At 72.6% G+C, this 21,040-nt stretch carries 21 protein-coding genes and 1 pseudogene; 13 read left to right on the top strand and 9 right to left on the bottom strand.

Going from position 1 to position 21,040, the window contains the following annotated elements:
- Nucleotides 1-27 precede the first annotated feature (27 nt).
- Both AC2H4J_RS16505 and AC2H4J_RS16500 read right to left on the bottom strand, forming a co-directional pair.
- Nucleotides 28-357 (bottom strand): lycopene cyclase domain-containing protein, encoded by a 330-nt coding sequence (locus AC2H4J_RS16505; protein ID WP_487465969.1) that lies wholly within the window; start codon nucleotides 355-357, stop codon nucleotides 28-30.
- Nucleotides 358-367: 10 nt separating this feature from the next.
- Nucleotides 368-691, bottom strand: a complete 324-nt coding sequence (locus AC2H4J_RS16500; RefSeq protein WP_487465968.1) for an Rv2175c family DNA-binding protein — start codon at nucleotides 689-691, stop codon at nucleotides 368-370.
- Nucleotides 692-704: 13 nt separating this feature from the next.
- On the opposite strand from AC2H4J_RS16500, the pseudogene AC2H4J_RS16495 reads away from it, so the two are divergent.
- The 4 genes and pseudogenes from AC2H4J_RS16495 (at nucleotide 705) to AC2H4J_RS16480 (ending at nucleotide 6,130) form a co-directional block, all read left to right on the top strand.
- Nucleotides 705-1,829 (top strand): annotated as a pseudogene (locus AC2H4J_RS16495) (alpha-hydroxy acid oxidase).
- Between the two features lie 109 nt (nucleotides 1,830-1,938).
- Nucleotides 1,939-3,918 carry a Stk1 family PASTA domain-containing Ser/Thr kinase gene (gene pknB / locus AC2H4J_RS16490; RefSeq protein WP_487465967.1) on the top strand — a complete coding sequence of 660 codons (1,980 nt, stop codon included), beginning with the start codon at nucleotides 1,939-1,941 and terminating at the stop codon, nucleotides 3,916-3,918.
- A gap of 2 nt (nucleotides 3,919-3,920) precedes the next feature.
- Complete coding sequence (locus tag AC2H4J_RS16485; RefSeq protein WP_487465966.1) at nucleotides 3,921-4,814, top strand: deoxyribonuclease IV; 894 nt, start codon at nucleotides 3,921-3,923, stop codon at nucleotides 4,812-4,814.
- Between the two features lie 140 nt (nucleotides 4,815-4,954).
- Nucleotides 4,955-6,130 (top strand): S8 family peptidase, encoded by a 1,176-nt coding sequence (locus AC2H4J_RS16480; protein WP_487465965.1) that lies wholly within the window; start codon nucleotides 4,955-4,957, stop codon nucleotides 6,128-6,130.
- A 64-nt stretch (nucleotides 6,131-6,194) separates the two neighbouring features.
- On the opposite strand, the gene AC2H4J_RS16475 is transcribed toward AC2H4J_RS16480, so the two are convergent.
- From AC2H4J_RS16475 to AC2H4J_RS16460, 4 genes are all read right to left on the bottom strand, one after another.
- Nucleotides 6,195-7,115: a DUF559 domain-containing protein gene (locus AC2H4J_RS16475; RefSeq protein ID WP_487465964.1), complete on the bottom strand. Its 921-nt coding sequence runs from the start codon at nucleotides 7,113-7,115 to the stop codon at nucleotides 6,195-6,197.
- 112 nt (nucleotides 7,116-7,227) lie between these two features.
- Entirely contained in the window at nucleotides 7,228-8,247 is a 1,020-nt protein-coding gene (locus AC2H4J_RS16470) for a threonine aldolase family protein (protein ID WP_487465963.1), read from the bottom strand.
- Nucleotides 8,244-9,581 carry a class II 3-deoxy-7-phosphoheptulonate synthase gene (locus AC2H4J_RS16465; RefSeq protein WP_487465962.1) on the bottom strand — a complete coding sequence of 446 codons (1,338 nt, stop codon included), beginning with the start codon at nucleotides 9,579-9,581 and terminating at the stop codon, nucleotides 8,244-8,246. Before AC2H4J_RS16465 ends, AC2H4J_RS16470 begins: the two co-directional genes overlap by 4 nt.
- A gap of 76 nt (nucleotides 9,582-9,657) precedes the next feature.
- Nucleotides 9,658-10,683, bottom strand: a complete 1,026-nt coding sequence (locus tag AC2H4J_RS16460) for a 6-phosphofructokinase (RefSeq protein WP_487465961.1) — start codon at nucleotides 10,681-10,683, stop codon at nucleotides 9,658-9,660.
- Nucleotides 10,684-10,768: 85 nt separating this feature from the next.
- Here AC2H4J_RS16460 and AC2H4J_RS16455 point away from each other — a divergent pair, with 85 nt between their 5' ends.
- Nucleotides 10,769-11,644: an SDR family oxidoreductase gene (locus tag AC2H4J_RS16455; RefSeq protein ID WP_487465960.1), complete on the top strand. Its 876-nt coding sequence runs from the start codon at nucleotides 10,769-10,771 to the stop codon at nucleotides 11,642-11,644.
- On the opposite strand, the gene AC2H4J_RS16450 is transcribed toward AC2H4J_RS16455, so the two are convergent.
- Nucleotides 11,641-12,126 carry a polyadenylate-specific 3'-exoribonuclease AS gene (locus tag AC2H4J_RS16450; RefSeq protein ID WP_487465959.1) on the bottom strand — a complete coding sequence of 162 codons (486 nt, stop codon included), beginning with the start codon at nucleotides 12,124-12,126 and terminating at the stop codon, nucleotides 11,641-11,643. The genes AC2H4J_RS16455 and AC2H4J_RS16450 overlap by 4 nt on opposite strands.
- A gap of 63 nt (nucleotides 12,127-12,189) precedes the next feature.
- On the opposite strand from AC2H4J_RS16450, the gene AC2H4J_RS16445 reads away from it, so the two are divergent.
- The 3 genes from AC2H4J_RS16445 to glpK are packed head-to-tail and all read left to right on the top strand — an operon-like array spanning nucleotide 12,190 to nucleotide 14,427.
- Nucleotides 12,190-12,441, top strand: coding sequence for a helix-turn-helix transcriptional regulator (locus tag AC2H4J_RS16445; protein WP_487465958.1), 252 nt, complete (start codon nucleotides 12,190-12,192; stop codon nucleotides 12,439-12,441).
- A complete protein-coding gene (locus AC2H4J_RS16440) occupies nucleotides 12,438-12,947 on the top strand; it encodes a hypothetical protein (RefSeq protein WP_487465957.1) in 510 nt (169 codons plus the stop codon). The genes AC2H4J_RS16445 and AC2H4J_RS16440 overlap by 4 nt, the downstream gene beginning before the upstream one ends.
- A 10-nt stretch (nucleotides 12,948-12,957) precedes the next feature.
- Entirely contained in the window at nucleotides 12,958-14,427 is a 1,470-nt protein-coding gene (glpK, locus tag AC2H4J_RS16435) for a glycerol kinase GlpK (protein ID WP_487465956.1), read from the top strand.
- Between the two features lie 25 nt (nucleotides 14,428-14,452).
- Here glpK and AC2H4J_RS16430 read toward each other — a convergent pair whose 3' ends face one another.
- Entirely contained in the window at nucleotides 14,453-15,358 is a 906-nt protein-coding gene (locus AC2H4J_RS16430; RefSeq protein WP_487465955.1) for an SDR family oxidoreductase, read from the bottom strand.
- 106 nt (nucleotides 15,359-15,464) lie between these two features.
- On the opposite strand from AC2H4J_RS16430, the gene AC2H4J_RS16425 reads away from it, so the two are divergent.
- The 3 genes from AC2H4J_RS16425 to AC2H4J_RS16415 are packed head-to-tail and all read left to right on the top strand — an operon-like array spanning nucleotide 15,465 to nucleotide 18,587.
- Nucleotides 15,465-17,000, top strand: a complete 1,536-nt coding sequence (locus AC2H4J_RS16425) for a flavin-containing monooxygenase (protein WP_487465954.1) — start codon at nucleotides 15,465-15,467, stop codon at nucleotides 16,998-17,000.
- Nucleotides 16,997-17,947, top strand: coding sequence for an alpha/beta fold hydrolase (locus tag AC2H4J_RS16420; RefSeq protein WP_487465953.1), 951 nt, complete (start codon nucleotides 16,997-16,999; stop codon nucleotides 17,945-17,947). Before AC2H4J_RS16425 ends, AC2H4J_RS16420 begins: the two co-directional genes overlap by 4 nt.
- Before the next feature lie 7 nt (nucleotides 17,948-17,954).
- Complete coding sequence (locus AC2H4J_RS16415; protein WP_487465952.1) at nucleotides 17,955-18,587, top strand: TetR/AcrR family transcriptional regulator; 633 nt, start codon at nucleotides 17,955-17,957, stop codon at nucleotides 18,585-18,587.
- Between the two features lie 55 nt (nucleotides 18,588-18,642).
- Here AC2H4J_RS16415 and AC2H4J_RS16410 read toward each other — a convergent pair whose 3' ends face one another.
- Nucleotides 18,643-19,404: a lysophospholipid acyltransferase family protein gene (locus AC2H4J_RS16410; protein WP_487465951.1), complete on the bottom strand. Its 762-nt coding sequence runs from the start codon at nucleotides 19,402-19,404 to the stop codon at nucleotides 18,643-18,645.
- 117 nt (nucleotides 19,405-19,521) lie between these two features.
- On the opposite strand from AC2H4J_RS16410, the gene AC2H4J_RS16405 reads away from it, so the two are divergent.
- Nucleotides 19,522-20,313, top strand: coding sequence for an alpha/beta hydrolase (locus AC2H4J_RS16405; protein ID WP_487465950.1), 792 nt, complete (start codon nucleotides 19,522-19,524; stop codon nucleotides 20,311-20,313).
- A complete protein-coding gene (locus tag AC2H4J_RS16400; protein WP_487465949.1) occupies nucleotides 20,310-21,017 on the top strand; it encodes a hypothetical protein in 708 nt (235 codons plus the stop codon). Before AC2H4J_RS16405 ends, AC2H4J_RS16400 begins: the two co-directional genes overlap by 4 nt.
- Nucleotides 21,018-21,040 lie beyond the last annotated feature (23 nt).

Below are 21,040 nucleotides of genomic sequence, written 5' to 3'. Positions count from 1 at the left end.
CGGCGAGAACCGCCAGCGCGCTGTAGCTCACGGCTCGTCCCCCGCCGTCCAGCCGGTCACCTTGCGGACCGCCTCGAACGCCAGTACCGCGCACAGCGGGACGACGAGGAAGAACAGCACCTCCTCCAGCGGGATGCCGCCGGGCAGCCGGACGCCGGTGGTGAGTGCGGCGCTGTAGTGCCAGTGGCCCTGCGCGATCGCGTACAGGACCCAGGCCACGAAGACGACGAACTCGGGCAGCACCGCCACCAGCAGCCGACGCCAGCGGGCGTAGACGCGCACCCGGAGCACCAGCTCCAGCGGCGCGGTGACGACGAGGCACCCCGCGAGCAGGCCGAGGTAGGTCAGGTGCCCCATCGCCGGCCGGCTAGAGCGCCAGGGCCTGGGCCCGCCGGGTGACCTCGGTGTGCCGGTCGTCGCGCAGCGCCTGCACCGGCGTGCCCGGCAACGAGTCGTCGGCGCGGAACAGCCACTCGAAGGCCTCCTCGTCGGAGAAGCCGCCGTCCTTGAGGACGGTGAGCAGCCCGGGCAGGTGCTTGAGAATCTCGCCGTCCTGGACGAAGTCGGCGGGGATCTTGCCGTTGCCGCTGCCGGGCACGGCCATCAACTTGCGGTCGCGCAGCAGCTGGCGGACCCGGTTGGGCGACGTGCCGAGGAGCTGGGCGATCTCCGTGGGAGTGAGCGTGTCCATAGAGTGCCAGCCTATGGCCCTCTCGGACGATCCCCTCACGGTGCCCGGTCAGCGACTGGGTCTCCCCGGCGCACCGGGGTCGGCACCGCAGCTGCTCGACGACGCGGCTCTGCTCGACCTCGACGCGCTCGAGGAGGAGGCCCGCGCGATCCTGCCGACCGCCGTCGCCGACTACTACGCCGGTGGTGCGGAGAGCGAGATCACCCTGAACGAGGCCTCCGCCGCCTGGCGGTCCTGGCGGCTGCGGCCGCGCGTGCTCCGGGGGCGGGCGACCGCCCGGCTCACGACGTCCCTGCTCGGCAGCGAGGTGCGGACGCCGATCGGCGTCGCGCCGTGGGCGTACCAGTCGATGGCGCACCCCGACGGCGAGCGTGGCTGCGCCCGGGGCGCGGCGGCCGCGGGTGCGCTGATGACGGTGTCGACGTAGGCCCGCGCACCCCTGGCCGACGTCGCGGCCACCGAGCCTGCGGCCCCGAAGTGGTTCCAGCTCTACGCCCGGCACTCCCCCGCCCACACCGACGACCTCGCCCGGCGCGCCGGGCAGGCCGGCTATCGGGCGCTGGTGCTGACGGTCGACCTGCCGGTGATCGGACGCCGTCTCCGCGACGTGGCGAACCGTGCCGCCATGCCCACCGACCTGCCGCCGGGCAACGCCGCGCCCGCCGACAGCCTCGCCGCCGAGTGCCCGCCGTGGACGTTCGACGACATCGGGCGGTTCGCCGAGATCTCCGGCCTGCCGGTCGTGGTCAAGGGGGTCCTCCGCGGCGACGACGCCGTCCGCTGCGTCCAGGCCGGCGCCGCCGCGGTGTGGGTCTCGACGCACGGCGGCCGGCAGGCCGACCCGGTCGTCTCCAGCGCCGCCGCGCTCCCCGAGATCGTCGACGCGGTCGGTGACGACGCCGAGGTCTACGCCGACGGCGGGATCCGTTCGGGGTCGGACGTACTCACGGCGCTCGCGCTCGGCGCGACGGCGGTCTTCGTCGGCCGCCCGACCGTGTGGGGGCTCGCGACCGGCGGGGCCGACGGCGTGTCGCGGGTGCTCGCCGGCCTCTCGGCCCAGCTGGCGCACACGATGGCCCTGTGCGGCGTGTCCGACGTCGGCTCCGTGCCACGGGACACGGTGACCCCCGCCCGGTGAGCTGCCGGCGGACCGACCTGCACCGGACCACGCGTACCACCGGTCACGGCCGCCCCCTGCACCGCGTGGTGGGGCCACAGCCGGGGAACTCGCTCCTACACTCGGCCGGGTGGACACCGCCGTGACCGACCCCGTGGTGGGTCTGGTCCTCGAAGGGCGCTACCGCCTCGAGGAGCGGCTGGCGCGCGGGGGCATGTCCACGGTGTACGCCGCCACGGATCTGCGCCTGCACAAGACGGTCGCGGTGAAGGTCATGGCCGAGCACCTGGCGCACGACCCGACGTTCGTCGACCGGTTCACCCGCGAGGCCCGCGCCGCGGCGATGCTCAGCCACCCCAACGTGGTCGGCGTGAGCGACCAGGGCAGCGACCAGGGCCTGGTCTTCCTCGTCATGGAGCTCGTCCGCGGCCGCACCCTGCGCGACCTGCTCACCGCGCGCGGCCGGCTGACCGTCGCGGAGGCCTTCGCCGTCCTGGAGCCGGTGCTGTCCGGCCTGACCGCGGCACACCGCGCCGGCATCGTGCACCGCGACATCAAGCCCGAGAACGTGCTCATCGGCACCGACGGCGTGGTCAAGGTCGCCGACTTCGGGCTGGCGCGGGCCGTCGTCGGCACCGGGCAGACCAGCCAGACCGGCGGCGTGCTGATCGGCACGGTCGCCTATCTCTCCCCCGAGCAGCTCGAGCGCGGCCGCGCCGACGCCCGCAGCGACATCTACGCCGCCGGCATCGTGCTCTACGAGATGCTCACCGGTCATCCGCCGTTCGGTGGCGACACGCCGCTCGCGGTGGCCTACCAGCACGTCCACCACGACGTCCCGCCGCCGTCGGCCGAGGTCCCGGGTCTGCCGTGGTCCGTCGACGAGCTGGTCGGCCGGACGACGCGCCGCGACCCGGGCGGCCGCCCCCTGGACGCCGGCGCCTTCCTCGCCGAGATGAACGCGGTGCGCAAGGACCTCGGGATCGAGCCGGTCCCCGTGCCGACGGGCCGCAGCACCGCCGGCCCCGGCACGCTGCGGCCCACCAATCGCCCGACCCGCCCTCGGCACCCCAGCGACCCGATGACCGAGGTCCTGGGGCGCTCGATCGACCGGCACGGCCGCACCGGCGTGCTGCCGGGCATGGGCGCCGGGCCGACGACGAACGTCAACGGTCGTCGTCCGGCGGTCGAGCGCGCCCGTCCCGGGGTGCCGCCGCACATCCGACGTCGGCGCGCGCGCTTCGCGATCGCCATCATCCTGCTGATGGCCGTCACGATCGGCGCCATCGGCTGGTGGCTCGGCTCGGGTCGCTGGACCTCGGTGCCCGAGCTGATCGGCAAGCAGCAGGGTGCGGCGATCGGTCTGCTGCAGGCGGCCGGCCTGGACGCGGACTGCTGCGACGAGCAGTGGAGCGAGGAGTTCCCGGCGGGCTCGGTCATGTCGACCGACCCGAAGGCCGGGGACGCCATCCGCGGCACGGACGTCCGGCTCGTGGTCTCCAAGGGCCCGGAGCGCTTCCGGGTCGACACGGCCCTGGTGGGCAAGGCTTGGGCCGACGTGGAGCCGCAACTGCAGGCCGACCTGCCGCAGATCCAGTTCACGACCACGGAGTCCTTCGACGACAAGGTTCCCCAGGGGTCGGTCGTCGGCTTCGACCCGGCGGCCGGCACGGAGCTCAAGCGTGATCAGGTGGTCACGGTCGTCGTCAGCAAGGGGCACTCGCCGGTGGCCGTCCCCGACGTGACGGGCCAGAGCCCCGAGCAGGCGACCGCGAACCTCAAGGCGCTCGGCTTCGTCGTCAAGAAGGGCGAGGACGGGCGCAGCGCGGCGGTGCCCGCGGGCAAGGTCATGGCCGTCTCGCCCGCGCCGGGCGACGGCCCGGTGGGTTACGGCAGCACCGTGACGATCACCGTGTCGGCCGGCCTGCCGCTGGTGGCGGTGCCGGACGTGACCGGCATGAAGCAGGAGGACGCGGTGGCCGCTCTGCAGGCCGCCGGACTCAAGGCCGACGCGACGCGCTTCCTCGGCAACAAGGTGCGGCAGCAGGAACCGAAGGGCGGCCAGGCCGTGGAGCAGGGCAGCACGGTCAAGATCCTGGTGACGCCGTAGCCGTGCAGGTCGGAAAATCCCCAGCGCCGATCGGCGCGCACATCCAGATCAAGGGCGGCCTCGCTCGCGGGGGGCTGGCCTACACCGACGCCGTCGCCGCCGGTGCCGTGCAGGTGTTCGTGGGCAATCCGCGGGGCTGGAAGCTGACCGACGGCGACCCCGCCCAGGACGCCCTGTTCACGGCCGGCTGCCTCGACCGCGGGGTGCCGTCCTTCATCCACACGCCGTTCCTGGTGAACGTGGGCTCTCCGACCGAGGCCACGGTGGACCAGTCGATCGCCTCCATCGCCCACAACCTGCGGCGCGGCGCGCAGCTCGGGTGCGCCGGTGTGGTGGTGCACGCGGGGTCCGCGGTCGGCGAGGACCGGTACGAGGCGGCGCTGCGGCAGCTGCACGATCGGCTGCTGCCCGTGCTCGACGGTCTCGACGACGACGGCCCCCGGCTGCTGATCGAGCCGACCGCCGGCGGCGGGAAGGCGTTGGCCGCCACGGTCGAGGACCTCGCCCCCTACTTCGCCGCCCTCGAGAACCACCCGCTGCTCGGCGTCTGCTTCGACACCTGCCACGCGTGGGCCGCGGGACATGACCTCGCCGTGCCGGGCGGGATGACGGCGACGCTGGACGCGCTGGCCGTCGCCGTGGGTCCGGGCCGGCTGGGTCTGGTGCACGCCAACGACTCGCTCGACGAGTGCGGCTCCAAGCGCGACCGGCACACGACCATCGGCGAGGGCTCCATCGGTGTGGCGCCGTTCGCGGAGCTGCTGGCCCACCCGTCGATGGCCGGCGTCCCCATGGTCGTCGAGACCCCGAGCGAGCTGGACGGGTCGCCGTCCGCCGGTCACGCGCGCGACATCGCCCTGCTCAACTCGCTCCTGCCGGTCCGCGCAGCGGCCTGAGCCGCCGGACCGCCGCAGCCTTTCCCGGGCAGCGCGGCCAAGTTACTTGACGTGATCTCGAGTTCACTCTTTGCTACGCGAGCCGGGGGCGCTCCAACAAGCGGGCGGGACCGGTCTCGCCGATCCAGGAGCGCCTCCTCGTGTCTCTCCGTCGTCCCTTCACCGCTGCCGCCCTCGCCGCCCTTACGCTCACCGGCGTCAGTGCCACCGCCGGCACCGCCTCCGCCGCTCCCCCCACCGGTCCGGCCCTCGGTTCCTACATCGTCACGCTCGCCCCCGGCAGCGTGCCGGCACAGGTGGCCGCCCGGGCCGAGCACCAGTTCGGGGCCCGGACCGAGCACGTGTACACCGCGGCGCTGAACGGCTTCGCCGTCCGGCTGCCCGAGGCCCTGGCCACCCGGCTGAGCACCCTTCCCGGCGTGGTCGCCGTCGAGAAGGACCAGCCGGTCCACCTCGACTCGACCGAGAACCAGGCCACCTGGGGCCTCGACCGGATCGACCAGAAGGCGCTGCCGCTCAACGGCTCGTACAACTACACCGCGACCGGCGCCGGGGTGACCGCGTACATCATCGACACCGGCATCGAGTTCGACCACACCGACTTCGGAGGCCGGGCGACCAGCGGCTACGACGCCGTCGACGGCGACACCGCCGACGACTGCAACGGCCACGGCACGCACGTCTCGGGCACCGTGGGCGGGACGACCTACGGCGTGGCGAAGGAGGTCTCCCTGGTCGCGGTGCGTGTTCTCGACTGCAGCGGCAGCGGGAGCACCTCCGGCGTCATCGCGGGCATCGACTGGGTGACCTCGACCCACCTGCCCGGCCAGCCGGCGGTGGCCAACATGAGCCTCGGCGGCGGGGCCAGCACCGCCCTGGACGACGCGGTGAACCGCTCGATCGCCGACGGCGTGACCTACTCGATCGCCGCGGGCAACGGCAACGCGGCCGGCACGCCGCAGGACGCGTGCAAGTCCTCCCCCGCACGCGTCCCCGCCGCCCTGACCGTCGCGGCCGCCGACAGCAAGGACACGGCGACCTCGTGGAGCAACTACGGCAGCTGCGTCGACCTGTTCGCCCCGGGCCTGAGCATCACCAGTGACTGGCACACGAGCACCACCGCCACGAACACGATCAGCGGCACGTCGATGGCGACCCCTCACGTGACCGGCGTGGCGGCGCTGTACCTGCAGGGCAACCCGGCCGCGACGCCCGCCACGGTGAGCACCGCGATCAAGACGGCGACCACCAAGGGCGTCGTCCGCACCAGCAACCGCTACAAGACGGCGAACAACAACCTGCTGTTCAGCAGCTAGGGATCGCCCCTCGTCGGCGCCGCAGTGTGCGCTGATGCGCAGTTCTCCGACCGGGAACTGCGCATCAGCGCACCCCGCCTCCGCGAAGCAACCGCACCCGAGCATCGTGGACGGCACGGATCTCCCGCCGGCAGGCGTCGGCCGAACGCGTCATCCGGGTGAAGCTGAAGCGAAGGGTCTGCCAGCCCGCTGTCGCCACCAGTGCGTCCCGCCGGATGTCTGCCTCCCGCTGGGCACGCGATCCGTGCCAGGCCGCCCCGTCCATCTCGACGGCCAGCATCGACTCCTCGCACGCGGCGTCCAACACGAAGGTCTCCGTGCCGATGCGCAGCCGCCGCTGCTGCACGAAGGCCGGCATCCCCGGGGCCCGCAGGACGTTCAGGCAGCCCCAGATCTCCAGCTCGCTCTGGCAGCCGTCGGCAAGCAGGTCCACGAGCCGCGACAACTCGCCGCGACCGCGTAGCGCCACGCACCTCGTCAGCTCGTACCGCAGTTCGCGTGGTGAGCAGATCCGGCGGCGCACGCCCGTGATGGCGGCGGCTCTGATCGCGGCGGCTTCCCGTGACCCCGAAAGCCCCCACGCATCCACCACCGCGCGTTCCGGAGAGCTGACCGGGAGCCCGTCGACCCGCCGCCGTTCTGCGTAGGCGCCGCGCGCGCGGTGCACGACCACTCCGGCCGAGCCCCGGGCGCTTCTTCGCGGGTCGACGGTGACGTGGACCGGACCCGTAGGGTGCGGCATCAACTCCCACAGCGCCAGGGCGGTGGCATGACTGGCAACCGCTTCGCGTCCATGGACGGCGGCCGCCACCCGGATCCGCCAGTCCTGCGCGGCGGCCGGCAGCGCCAGGACCCCGGGTCGCAGCCGCACCAGCTTCCCGTCGGCCACCCAGGTGCGCAGCGTGCTGCGGCTGACCCTGGGCAGCAGCTCGGGCACCGTCGCCCAGCCCGCCCCGCCGATCAGGTGTGCAGGGTCGAGGGCCACGTCCTCAGCCTGGCAAGCAGCCGGCCTCGCCCGGGACGCCCTGTGGAAAGCCGCAGCGGTGTGCGCGAATGTGCAGTTCTACCGCGTAGAACTGCGCATCAGCGCACGGCGCTCAGCGGCCGAGCAGGCCGGCGAGCACGTCGGCAGCACGATCGACCGCGGCTTCGTCCACATCGAGGTGCAGCACCAGCCGGATCCGCCGCGGGCTGACCTGCGACACCAGCACGCCCTGCGCCTTCGCCGCCTCGGCGATCACGGGGGCAGCGACGTCGTCCAGCACCACCATGTTGGTCTCGACGGACGACGGGTCGACGCCCAGCCGCTTGGCCAGCAACTGCGCGTGCTCGTGGTCCTCCCCCAGCCGCGGCAGGTGGTGGTCCAGCGCGTGGTGGCACGCCGCGGCGAGGACGCCGACCTGGCGCATCCCGCCACCGAGCCGCTTGCGCCACAGCCGCGCCGTCGCGATGCGTTCGGCGGAGGAGACGAGCACGGACCCGACCGGCGCGCCCAGCCCCTTGGAGAAGCAGACCGACGCGGTGTCGGCCAGGCCCCCGTAGATGGTCAGCGGGACGCCGGACGCGACGTGCGCGTTCCAGATGCGGGCGCCGTCGAGGTGGACGGCGACGTCCGCCCCGCGCGACCAGTTCCACAACTGCTGGAGCTGGTCGAGCGGCTGCACGAGCCCGCCGCCCCGGTTGTGCGAGTTCTCCACCGCGATGGCGGCCGTGGCGGTGAGATGCCAGTCGGTCTTCGGCCGCACCTGGGCGATGAGCTGGTCGGCGTCGAGCCGGCCACCGGCCGAGACCACCGTGCGCGTGGAGATGCCGAAGATCGCGGCCGCCGCACCCATCTCGTAGGTGACCACGTGCGCGTCGGCGTCGCAGAGCACCTCCTGGCCCGGCTCGCAGACCAGGCGCATCCCGATCTGGTTGCCCATCGTCCCGGAGGGGACGAAGAGCGCCGCCTCGTGGCCGAATAGGCCGGCGACCCGTTCCTCGAGGGCGTTGACCTGGGGGTCCTCGCCGTAGACGTCGTCGCCGACCTCGGCGTCCGCCATGGCCCGGCGCATGCCGGGCGTGGGCTTCGTGACGGTGTCGGAGCGGAGGTCGATCAGGTCAGCAGGGGTCGTCATCCCCGCAGCATCTCCGCCACGAGGAAGGCCAGCTCCAGGGACTGCCCGGTGTTCAGACGAGGGTCGCAGGCGGTCTCGTACCGGCTGTTGAGGTCCTCGTCGCTGATCTCCATCGCCCCGCCGAGGCACTCGGTGACGTCCTCACCGGTGAGCTCGACGTGGATGCCTCCCGGCCAGGTGCCCAGTGCCCGGTGCACGTCGAAGAAGCCGAGCACCTCGTCGACGACGCGGTCGAAGTGCCGGGTCTTGTAGCCGGTGGACGACTCGTGGGTGTTGCCGTGCATCGGGTCGCACTGCCACACGACCTGGTGCCCGCTGGCGGTGACCTTCTCCACGACGGCCGGCAGGACGTCGCGGATCTTGCCGTTGCCCATCCGGCTGATCAGCGTGAGCTTGCCCGGCAGTCCGTCGGGGTCGAGCCGCTCGACGAGCTCGGTGGCCTGCTCCGGCGTCGTCGTCGGGCCGATCTTGACCCCGATCGGGTTGGCGAGCTTCGAGGCGAACTCGATGTGCGCGCCGTCCATCTGCCGGGTGCGCTCCCCCACCCAGAGGAAGTGCGCGGAGGAGGCGTAGGCCTTGCCGCCGTGCACCCGCAGCAGCGCCCGCTCGTAGTCGAGGATGAGCGACTCGTGGGAGTTGTAGAGCTCGACACCCCGCATCGCCTCGGAGTCGATGCCGCAGGCCTTCATGAAGGCCAGCGCCCGGTCGATCTCGCGGGCGATGACCTCGTAACGGACGCCGGCCGGCGAGGTGGCGACGAAGTCCTTGTTCCAGTCGTGCACCGCGTGCAGGTCGGCGAGTCCACCGCGCGCGTAGGCGCGGATCATGTTCATCGCCGCGGCGGAGTTCGCGTAGGCCCGCACCAGGCGGTACGGGTCGGGGATGCGCTTCTCCAGCACCGGCTCGAGGTCGTTGACCATGTCGCCGCGGTAGGACGGCAGGCCCAGTGCGTCGAGGTCGGACGAGCGGGGCTTGGCGTACTGCCCGGCGATCCGGCCCACCTTCACCACGGGCACGCTCGCGCCGTAGGTGAGGACGACGGCCATCTGCAGCAGCGTGCGGGTGGTGCTCTGCAGGTGCGCGTCGGTGTTGAGGTCGAACGTCTCGGCGCAGTCGCCGCCCTGGAGCAGGAAGGCCTTGCCCTGGGCGACGTCGGCGAGCTGCGCGCGCAGCGTGTCGATCTCGGCGGGCGCGACGATCGGCGGCACGGTCGACAGCGTGCCCAGGACGGCGTCGAGCGCGCCGCGGTCGGGCCAGCGCGGCTGCTGGGCTGCGGGGAGATCCTTCCACCGGTCGAGACCGGGGATCAGCTCGGCAGGTTCGGGGAGAGGCACGCCCTCCAGGGTACGTGGGAGGACCCCGCCGTCCCCCGGCACTCGCACGCTCGCCCCGGTCACCAGGGCGGGACCATCAGCCGAAGAAGACCTCGGCCTCGGCGTACCGCTCCGCAGGCACCAGCTTCAGCTGCGCGGTGGCCGCGCTCAACGGCACCCGGACGATGTCGGTGCCGCGCAGCGCCACCATCACGCCCGACTGCCCGTCGTGGACGGCGTCGACCGCCGCGAGCCCGAACCGGGTGGCGAGCACCCGGTCGAACGGGGACGGCGTCCCGCCGCGCTGGATGTGCCCGAGGACGACGGCCCGCGCCTCCCGGCCGGTGCGCTCCTCGATGAGGGAGGCGAGCGCCGCGCCGATCCCGCCGAGCCGCACGTGCCCGAAGGCGTCCTTCTCCCCCGTCGACAGCGACAGGTCACCGTTCTTCGGCGCCGCGCCCTCGGAGACGACGATGATCGGCGAGTACCCGGAGTCGAACCGGTGCTGGCAGTGCGCGACCACCGCGTCGACGTCGAACGGCTTCTCCGGGATGAGGATGACGTTCGCCCCGCCGGCCATGCCCGCGTGCAGGGCGATCCAGCCCGCATGCCGCCCCATGACCTCGACGACGAGCGTGCGGTGGTGGCTGTCGCCGGTCGTGTGCAGCCGGTCGATGGCCTCCATCGCGACGCCCACGGCGGTGTCGAAGCCGAACGTGTAGTCGGTGGAGTCCAGGTCGTTGTCGATCGTCTTCGGGACCCCGACGACGCGGACGCCGGCCTCGGCGAGCTTGGTCGCGACGCCGAGGGTGTCCTCTCCGCCGATCGGGATCAGCGCCTCGATGCCGAGCCGCTCGAGGTTGGTGAGGGCGCGGTCGGCGCCGCCCTCGACGCCGTAGGGGTTGGTGCGCGACGTGCCGAGCACGGTGCCGCCGCGGGGCAGGATTCCGCGGACGGCGTGCAGGTCCAGGTTCACCGTGTCGGCCTCGAGCACCCCGCGCCAGCCGTCGCGGAATCCGACGATCTCGTCGTCGAACTCGCCGATCCCCTTGCGGACGACGGCCCGGATGACGGCGTTGAGGCCCGGGCAGTCGCCGCCGCCGGTCAGGATGCCGATGCGCATGTGTTCCTCCGGGAAGGAGTCGAGGACGGACGACGTTGCTCGGCGTCATGATGCCGCAGCGTGTCCGCCCGCAGGCAGACCGGTCGTGATCGCCGTCACAGGCGCCACAGGAGCCCTCGGGCGCCGCGTGGTCGAGCGGCTGGCGGCCCACGGCGGTGTCCCGCTCCGGCTCGTCGTCCGGAACGCGGACCGGGCGCCGGACGTGCCGGGGGCCGAGGTCGTGGTCAACCCGGGCGGCTTCGACGACCCCGCCGGACTGGAGGCGGCGCTGCGCGGCGCCGACACCGTCTACCTCGTCTCGGCCGCCGAGCACGAGAACCGGCTCCAGCAGCACTTTGCCGCGGTCGACGCCGCGGTGGCCGCCGGCGTCCATCGGATCGTGTACACGTCCTTCCTCAACGCCTCCCCCGACGCGGTCTTCACGCTCGTCCGGCAGCACTACGCGACCGAGCAGCGGATCCGTGCCAGCGGCGTCCGTGCCACCTTTCTGCGGCACTCGATGTACGCCGACTTCGTCCCGTTCTTCGCGTCGGTGGAGGACGGGCAGGCCGTGATCGCGGCGCCGGCGGGTTCCGGCCGCACGAGCTTCGTCTCACGCGACGATCTGGCCGACGTCGCGGTCGCCGTCCTCCTGCGGCAGGACGCCGAGCTCGACGGGCAGGCGCTCGAGGTCACCGGGCCGCAAGCGCTCTCGATGACCGAGGCGGCCGACGTGCTCACCGAGGTCACCGGCCGACCGGTGACCTACCGGGACCAGACCGTCGAGGAGGCCTGGGCCACCCGCCGTCCGTCCGGGCACCCCGACTGGGAGATCGAGGGCTGGGTGACCAGCTATCTCGCGATCGCGGCCGGCGAGCTGGCGACCGTCACCGACGTCGTCCCGTTGGTGACCGGACATCCGGCCCGCACCGTGGCCGAGCACCTGCGTGCGCACCCCGAGGACTGGGCGCACCTGCGCTAAGCGCGCGCGGCCTCCATCGCGTTCCAGCGCTCGAGGTTGTACCGGGCGTCGACGAGGGCGTCGTGCGTGCCCGCCGGCTTCGGCGGCAGCGGGGGCCGGCCCAGGTCGTCCCAGCGCTGGCGCAGCTCGCGGGTGAACCGCGGGATCGGTCGCGGCAGCGCCGGCATCGAGCCCCACAGCTGACACAGGGCGACGTGGTCGTAGGCGCCGAACCACGCCCAGAGCTCGATCTCCTCGCCCGGGCCGGTGAGGAACGCCAGCAGGTCCTCCCGGATCCGCTCCCTGCTGCGCCACGCCTTGTCCGCCGGTGACGGCAGCTGGTCGAGCACGTTGCGACGCACCCACGGGATCGCCTTGTCCGGGTCGAACTGGGTGCTCACCGCGTAGAACTCGCGCCCCGCCTCGTCCACGACCCCGATGGAGACGAGGTCGATGGTGGTGCCGTCCTCGATGAACTCCGTGTCATAGAAGAAGCGCCGCACCCGCGCCACGGTACGGAGTCAGGGTTACTTGACATCAAGTCCGGTAGACTTTACTTTCATCCCATGGGACGGACGTCGGCGACCGGGCGCACGAACGGGGTGCGACGCGCGCGGCAGCTGGCCGAACTCACGCAGGCCGAGCTCGCGGCGGCCGCCGGTGTGACCCGCCAGACGATCGTGGCGGTCGAGGCCGGCGACTACGCGCCGTCGGTCTACCTCGCGCTCGCGATCGCCGACCGGCTGCACAGCACCGTCGAGGAACTGTTCGGAGGAGTTGGCGAGACGATCGCCACGGACGCCCGGGAGGGCATGTGAGCACCATGGACACGCACCGCTCGCACAACTGGTTCGTCCGGGCGGCCGCCGCCATCGGCGACCTCAGCAACCCGTTCTTCGCGGAGGAACGCCAGCGGGACGTGTGGAACGAGGCCTCGGCCGTCGCCCTGCAGGTCCTGCTGTGGCTGAACCTGGTGGCCGCCACGGCGGCGGTGTGGTTCGTCGGCGCCGACGCGCTGCCCTACGTCTACGCGCTGCTGGCGATGATCGGCATCGCCGGCTGGATCGCGATCCTCTACTCCTGGAACCTCGGGGTGCACGTCGAGGAGCGGAAGTGGATGTCGCGGCGGCGACTGGTTCCCGTGCTCGTGCTCGCTCTCCTGCTCCTGGGCGGGATGCTGCGCGCCCAGACCGGGGACGTCGTCGCCGACTGGAGCACGATCGCCGGCGTGCTCACGGGCGTGGCGTCCGTCGTCGTCGTGTTCACGGCCACCGCCTGGTTCGTGCGCAGGCGCGCCGGGGCCCGGGAAGCCTCCGACAGCTAGCGTGCAACTCATGCCGGTGCTGGCGATCGACGCAGGAACGACCGGGGTGACCGCGCTGGTCGTGGGCGAGCAGGGCGACGTCCGGTCCCGCGGCTACCGCGAGTTCGCGCAGCTGTTCCCGCGCCCCGGGTGGGTGGAGCACGAACCCGACGACATCTGGACGGCGACCGTCGCCGCCTGCCGCGAGGCCCTGAGCGACACCGACCAGCAGCCCACCTGCATCGGCATCACCGACCAGCGCGAGACCGCCGTCGTCTGGGACCGCCGCACCCTGCACTCGCCGCGTCCGGCGATCGTCTGGCAGGACCGCCGCACCACCGGCATCTGCGACCGGCTGCGGTCCGACGAAGAACGGGTCAGCGAACTCACCGGCCTCAGGCTCGACCCGTACTTCACCGGCACCAAGTTCGCCTGGCTGGCCGCAGAGGAACCGCAGCTGTGGCGGCGCGTCCGGGAGGGCGCCCTGGCGCTCGGCACCGTCGACTCCTACGTGATCGCCCGGCTCACCGGGGGCGCCGCACACGTCACCGACCCGAGCAACGCCAGCCGCACGCTGCTGTACGACATCGGGAAGGGCGGGTGGTCCGACGAGCTGTGCGACCTGTTCGACGTGCCGTCGTCCGCGCTGCCCGAGGTGGTGCCGTCGTCCGGCGTCGTCGGCACCACCGACCCCGACGCGTTCCTCGGTCTCGAGCTGCCGATCGCCGGCATCGCCGGCGACCAGCAGGCCGCGCTGTTCGGGCAGGCCTGCTACTCCCCCGGCCTCAGCAAGTGCACCTACGGCACCGGCTCGTTCGTGCTGACCAACACCGGCGACACCCCCGTGCGGTCCGACGCCGGCCTGCTGACCACGGTCGCCTGGGACATCGGCGACGGCCTGGTCTACGCGCTCGAGGGCGCGATCTTCGTGACCGGCGCCGCGGTGCAGTGGCTGCGCGACGGGCTGGGCATGATCGACTCCGCCGCCGAGATCGAGGGGCTGGCCCGCACGGTGGCCGACTCGGGCGACGTCGTCTTCGTGCCCGCGCTCACCGGCATGGGGGCCCCGCACTGGGACCCGCACGCCCGCGGCGCGATCGTCGGCATCACCCGCGGCACCACCCGCGCCCACATCGCGCGCGCCACGCTGGAGGCGATCGCCTTCGAGGTCCGCGATGTCGTCGACATCATGGTGTCCGAGGCCGGGCTCGAGGTGCCGGAGCTGTCGGCCGACGGCGGGGCCAGCGCGAACGACCTGCTCATGCAGCTGCAGGCCGATCAGCTCGGCGTCCCGGTCCGCCGTCCGGTCGTGACCGAGACGACGGCGCTGGGGGCGGCGTTCCTGGCCGGGCTCGGTACCGGCGTGTGGGGGTCGACGGACGAGCTGGCGCAGACCTGGGCGCTGGACCGCCGGTTCGAGCCCGAGGACGGACGACGGGGCGACGGCCGTCATGACCGCTGGCAGAACGCCCTCGGTCGCGCCGGCAAGTGGACCAGCTGAGAGACCTCATGTACCGAAAGTCCCCCTAGGCGGCGGGGTTGGACCTCTTCTGCGAGCCGATGGAGTTCTTGCCGAACTCCTGACCGTTGAGGGCCTTGATGTCGCGCTCCAGCTGAGGCACCCGCTTGGCCGAGACGAGCAGCGCGACCTTCTCGGCCACGACACCGGTGACCATCTGCCGCAGCGCCGAGACAACCGCGACCGACCCCGGGACGAACACCCGGCGCTTGCGGGTCTCCAGGTTCTCGACCAGCGCCTGCGCGCACTCCTCCACGGAGGTGAACGCGCCGAGTGGGCCGGGCAGCTGCTTGCGGGTCGCCTTGAAGGTGGGCAGCGCCTCCTCGGTGTCGCGCACGAGGTCGGTGTCGATCCAGGTCGGGTGGGCGCTGGCCACCGTCACCCCACGGTGGGCCACCTCGAGCCGCAGCGCGTCGCCGAACCGCTCGAGGCCGGCCTTCGCGGCGCAGTACGCGCTCATGCCGGGCAGCACGGTGAAGGCGGCGGCCGAGCTGATCAGCAGGATGTGGCCCTTGCGCTCGGCCACGGAAGGCAGTGCGGCGTGGGCGGTGAGCATCGACCCGATCAGATTGACCTCGATGGTCCGCGCCAGGGAGTGCGCCGAGGCCGTGTAGACCGTGGTGAGCGGTGCGATGCCGGCGTTGGCGACGGCGACGTCGAGGCCGCCGAACGTGTCGACGGTCCGCTGGACGGCGGTCTTGAGCGCCTCGGGGTCGGTGACGTCGGCCTCGACCCACAGGTGCTCCGGGCCGAGCTCGTCGGCCAGCGCGGCCAGTCGTTCGGGCTCCAGCCCGACCAGTGCCACCCGGGCGCCCCGGCCGGCCGCCTTGCGGGCCAGTTCGGCGCCGATGCCCCGGGCAGCGCCCGTGATCAGCACCGACTTGCCGGCCAGGGACGTCCGCTTGCGCGCCATCGATGTGCTCCTCGCGGGTGGGGCGCTCGAATTGAGCGCTGCTCGGAAGCCGTTGTAGCTTGTTGAGCACTGCTCAGCAAGCCGAGATCCGCGAAGGAGCCGATCGGTGACCAGTACGCTCGAGAGCCCATCGCCCGTCTCGCCCATGGCTGCCCGCGAGGTACGGGTCGCGATCATCGGGTCGGGTTTCGCCGGGCTGGGCATGGCCATCGCGCTGCGGCGGCGGGGCGAGCACGACTTCGTCGTCCTCGAGCGGGCCGACGACGTCGGCGGCACCTGGCGGGACAACACCTATCCCGGCGCCGCCTGCGACGTGCAGTCCAACCTCTACTCGTTCTCCTTCGCCCCGAACCCCGACTGGCCGCGCTCGTACTCCGAGCAGCCCGAGATCCAGGCCTACCTGCAGGCGACCGCGGACAGGTTCGGCGTCCGCGAGCACTGCGTCTTCGGTGCCGACGTCACCTCGGCCCGCTGGCACGACACGGCCCGGCGCTGGGAGGTGCGGACGACGGCCGGCACCTTCCTCGCCCAGGTGCTGATCTCGGCAGCGGGCGCACTCGCCGACCCGACGTACCCCGATATCCCCGGCCTGGACTCATTCGCCGGCACCACGATGCACTCGGCCCGCTGGGACGACGCGCACGACCTCACCGGCGAGAAGGTCGCCGTCATCGGCACCGGCGCGTCGGCCATCCAGGTCGTTCCGGCCATCCAGCCGCTCGTCGACACCGTCACCGTCTACCAGCGCACCCCGGCCTGGGTCGTGCCGCGCACCGACCACCCGGTGAAGCCCCTGATGCGGGCGCTCTACCGGGTGGTGCCGGGGCTGCAGAAGGCGGTCCGCTCGTTCCTGTACCTGTTCCGCGAGTTCCTCGTCATCGGCATGGCCAAGCGCCGCCGGTTCCTCAAGCCGGTCCAGAAGCTCGCGCAGGGGCACCTGCGCAAGCAGGTTCGCGACCCCAAGCTCCGGGCCGCGCTGACCCCCGACTACACCATCGGCTGCAAGCGCATCCTGATCAGCAACGACTACTTCCCCGCCGTCGCCGCCCCGAACGCCGAGCTGGTCACCGCCGGGATCGCCGAGGTGCGCGAGCACTCGATCGTCGACCGCGAGGGCATCGAGCGTCCGACCGACACCATCGTGCTGGCCACCGGCTTCCACGTGACCGACCTGCCGATCGCCGAGAAGATCTGCGGCCGCGACGGCCGCTCCCTCGCCGACGTCTGGTCCGAGGGCATGGTGAGCAACAAGAGCGCCGCCGTCGCCGGATTCCCCAATCTGTTCCTGCTCGTGGGCCCGAACGTGGGCGTCGGCCACACCTCGATGGTCTACATGATCGAGTCGCAGGTCGCCTATGTCGACGACGCGCTGCAGACCATGGACGCCGAGCACCTGGAGGTCCTGGAGACCACCCCCGAGGCCCAGGAGGCCTGGCGCTCGCTGATCGCGGAGAAGTCGAAGGGCACCGTGTGGCTGGCCGGCGGCTGCGCCAGCTGGTACCTCGACAAGCACGGCCACAACACGACGCTGTGGCCCGACTTCACGTTCCGGTTCCGCAGACTCACCCGCACGCTCGACCGCGAGAACTACGTCGGCACGCCGGCCACGCAGCCGGCCCGCACCCCGGAGGTGGCCGCGTGAGCGCCCCGACCGTCTGCCGCCGCGTCGCCGCCGTCCGCACACCCGACGGCGCGCAGCTGCACGCCACCATCGACGGCCAGGACGACGCCGCGGCCACCGTCGTCCTGGCCCACGGGTGGACGCTGGCCCAGGCCGCGTGGGACGACGTCGCCGAGCAGCTCCGGCCGCGGATCGCCGCCGGCGAGCTGCGCCTGATCCGCTACGACCAGCGCGGCCACGGGCGGTCCACCTGGGGCCGCTACGCCGACGACGTGGCCGAGCTGAGCATCGACCAGCTGGGCCAGGACCTCGGGCACCTGCTCGACGCGCTTGCGCCGTCGGGTCCGGTGATCCTCGGCGGCCACTCCATGGGCGGCATGACGATCATGTGCCTGGCGGCGGCCCGGCCGGAACTGTTCGGCGACCGGGTGCGCGGCGTCGCGCTCGTGTCGACGTCGGCCGGTGACCTCGCACCCGCCGGTGAGACCCTCGCCGAGCGGCTCCAGCTGAAGCTCGCGCCCGGCATGGTCACCGTCGCCATCGGCGGCGCCCGGGCCCTCGAGCGCCTGCGGCAGCTGCTGCCGCCGACGCACCCGCGCCACCAGAAGATGGTCCGGGAACTCCTGTACGGCGCGGACGCGACCGACGAGATGGTCGTCGCCGGGGCCGAGATCATGCACGCCTCGACGGTGCGGGCGTTCGCCGCGTTCTATCCGGCGCTGGGCGAGCACGACAAGCGCGAGGAGCTCATGGCGCTCTCCGACGTGCCTGTCGAGATCCTGGTCGGCGAGAGCGACAAGCTCACCCCCGAGCGGCACAGCCGCCGGCTGGCCGAGGCACTCCCCCAGGCCGGCCTGCAGATCGTCCCGCGGACCGGGCACATGCTCACCCAGGAGCACCCGGAGCTCGTCGTCGAGGCCCTCGACCGGTTGCTCACCGCGGCGACGTCCGCCCGGACAGCCGCCTGAGGTTCCGGTGGCCGCCGCACCTGCCCCCGAGCACGCCCGGCTGCGGCGCTCGGCGGACGACCGCCGGGCGCAACTCGTGCAGATCGGGCTGGAGCTGCTGCCGACGACGCCGGTCCAGGAGCTCACCATCGACGAGGTGGCGCGCCGGGCGGGCATCAGCCGCAGCCTGCTGTTCCACTACTTCGCCACCAAGCGCGACTACTACACGGCGGTCACGCGGGCGGCCGCCGACCTCCTGTGGGCACACCTGCTGCCGCCCCCGGGCACGCCACCGGGGCAGCAGGTCACCGGCATGCTCGATCGCTACGTGGGCTGGGTCGAGACCTATCGCGAGACGCACCTGGCCTTCGTGCGCGGCGCCGCGGGCGGCGACCCATGGGTCTCCGAGGTCTACGAGGAGACCCGCGCCCGGCTGGTCGACGTGGCGCTCGACGCGCTGGACCTGCCGCACGACGCCCGGCGCCGGCAGCTGGTGCTCGCGTGGTTCGCGTTCACCGAGGACCTGGTCGGGCAATGGACGCTCGACCCGACCATGTCCCGCAGCGATCTGCTCACCCTGCTCCGCGACGTCCTCGCCCGCCTCCTGAAAGACCCCCCTGCCCCCCACCACTCGCACGCTCGCGGCGGGCCCCTGCAGTGAAAGGACCCCGTCCTCCCCACCCTTCGCAAGCTCAGGGCGGGACCCGGGACGGGGCCTAACCGGCCAGGGACGTGGGGGCGCGGTCACCGGCCTCGTCCGGCGGCGGCTGCAGCTGGGCCACCACCTCGGGCGCGCTCGCCCCGGTGGAGTCCATCGACTTCTTCACCGTGGCGCCGTAGACGTCGACGTACTCCTGACCCGACAGCGTCATGATCTCGTACATGATCTCGTCGGTGATCGACCGCTCCACGAAGCGGTCGCCGGAGAGGCCCTCGTAGCGCGAGAAGTCCAGCGGCTTGCCGAAACGCACCTCGACGCGCGGCAGCTTCTTCCCGAACGGCAGGCGCCTGCTGCTGTAGATCATCGCGACCGGGATGACGGGGGCGCCGGTCTCCAGGGTCATCCGCGCCACGCCGGTCTTGCCGCGGTAGAGCCGGCCGTCGGGCGACCGCGTGCCCTCGGGGTAGATGCCCAGCAGCTTCCCCTCGCGCAGGATCCGCAGACCCGTCTGGATGGCGTTCTCGGCTGCCGACGCGCTGGACCGGTCGATCGGCACCTGCCCGGCGCCGCTGAAGAAGGCGCGCTGCGCCATGCCCTTGGGGCCGGTACCGGTGAAGTACTCCGCCTTGGCGAGGAAGGTGACCCGGCGCTTGAGGGACAGCGGCATGTGGATCCAGTCGGCGGCCGACAGGTGGTTGCTCGCCAGGATCGCGCAGCCGTCGTCGGGCACGTGCTCCGTGCCTTCGGCGCGCGGACGGAAGACGGCGTGGACCACCGGGCCGATCGCGATGAACTTGAGGAACCAGTAGAACAACACGCCTCCCTCGTGAGCTGCCAGACTAAGGAGCCCGAGCGCCGAATCACAATCGGCGACCACCTGTGAGATTGCTGATGGCCTGCGGCCGGTGCAGCCGGCCACCGAGGAGGACCCCCGTTGTCCGGATCGCCCGCCCCCGCCGACGTCCTGCCCGGCGCCGAGCCGTTCGACTTCGCCGGGAGCGGACCGGAAGGGCGGACCGGCGTCCTGCTGATCCACGGGTTCACCGGCACACCGATGAGCATGCGGCCGTGGGGCGAGCACCTCGCCGCCGAGGGCTTCGCCGTCCGCTGTCCCCTGCTCCCGGGCCACGGCACCCGCTGGCAGGACTGCAACGTCAGCACCCACGACCAGTGGACGGCGGCCGTCGGCGAGGCGTTCGACGCGCTCGCGAAGAACTGCGACCGGGTGTTCGTCGCGGGTCTCTCGATGGGCGGCACCCTGGCCACGCGGCTGGCCGAGGTGCGACCGGACGACATGGCCGGGCTGCTGCTGGTCAACCCCGCCTTCCTCACCCAGCGGCTGGACGCGAAGCTGCTGCCGCTGATCGCCCGGCTCACGGGCAGCTGGGCGCCGATCGCCAGCGACATCAAGAAGCCCGGCGTCACCGAGCTCGCCTACCCGAAGCTCCCGACCCGGGCGATGATGCAGCTGCGCTCGCTCTGGGCCGCCACCCGCGCCGACCTCGGCAAGGTCACCATCCCGGTCATCGTGTTCCACAGCGCGGAGGACCACGTCGTCGAGCCGATCAACACGAAGGTGCTGCTGGACGGCGTCTCGAGCCCCGACACGACCGAGGTGGTGCTGCACGACAGCTACCACGTGGCCACCCTCGACAACGACGCCCCGACGATCTTCGCGGGCTCCGTGGAGTGGATCCGGGCGCGCGTGCCGGCGGAGACGACGTGAGCGGGCGGCGCGGACGGCGGGACAACGGGCTGGACGCCTCGCTCTGGAGCCCCCTGCGGGACATCGATCCGCGGATCGGCGAGCACCTGCTCGACCTGCTGCACGCCGTCGGCATCGCCGCCTACCTCGAGCCCTCGTCCGACGTCGAGCCCTACACGCGCTCGGTGAGCCTGCCCAGCCCGCCCTCGGACCGGCTCTTCGTCGACCGGTCCCGGCGCGCCGAGGCCCGGGTGGTCGTCGACCAGCACGTGCCGGCCGGCGCGGAGGGTCCTGCTGCGGTCCCGGACGAGCCTCCCGGCCGGCCCGAGCGGCCGGCTGTCCGCCCCGATCTGGACGAGGAGGCCGAGTGGGCGGCCATCGTCGCGGCCTACGAGGCGGAGGACGGACGCGCGGCCCCCGACGAACCGCCGTCCGTCCTGCCCGATCCGCCGGTCCAGCACGAGGTGCCGATCCTCGACCGTCCCGACGAGCACTACGAGCCCCCACCGCCACCGCCGCTCCCGGTACCGGCGCCGGCCTCGCTGTACGCCGTCCTGCTGGTGGCGTTCGGGCTGCTGCTCGTGGGTGCGCCCAGCGTCCTCCGGCTGTCGACGGACGTCGGGCTGATCCTCGGTGTGGCCTCGATCGCCGGCGGCGTCGCGATGCTCGTCTCGCGCATGCGGGACCGTTCCGAGGACGACGGCGACGACGGCGCGGTGGTGTAGCGGGTAACCGCTAACGTGCCGTC

This window comes from Blastococcus sp. OS1-29 (genome assembly GCF_057628075.1).
This window is presented reverse-complemented; position numbering and strand designations above follow the sequence as displayed.

Coding starts and splice junctions, on each gene's coding strand:
- AC2H4J_RS16460 (WP_487465961.1), bottom strand. CDS start 10,683: ATGCGCATCGGCATCCTGACCGGCGGCGGCGACTGCCCGGGCCTCAAC.
- AC2H4J_RS16470 (WP_487465963.1), bottom strand. CDS start 8,247: ATGACGACCCCTGCTGACCTGATCGACCTCCGCTCCGACACCGTCACG.
- AC2H4J_RS16500 (WP_487465968.1), bottom strand. CDS start 691: ATGGACACGCTCACTCCCACGGAGATCGCCCAGCTCCTCGGCACGTCG.
- AC2H4J_RS16445 (WP_487465958.1), top strand. CDS start 12,190: ATGGGACGGACGTCGGCGACCGGGCGCACGAACGGGGTGCGACGCGCG.
- AC2H4J_RS16430 (WP_487465955.1), bottom strand. CDS start 15,358: ATGGCGCGCAAGCGGACGTCCCTGGCCGGCAAGTCGGTGCTGATCACG.
- glpK (WP_487465956.1), top strand. CDS start 12,958: ATGCCGGTGCTGGCGATCGACGCAGGAACGACCGGGGTGACCGCGCTG.
- AC2H4J_RS16505 (WP_487465969.1), bottom strand. CDS start 357: ATGGGGCACCTGACCTACCTCGGCCTGCTCGCGGGGTGCCTCGTCGTC.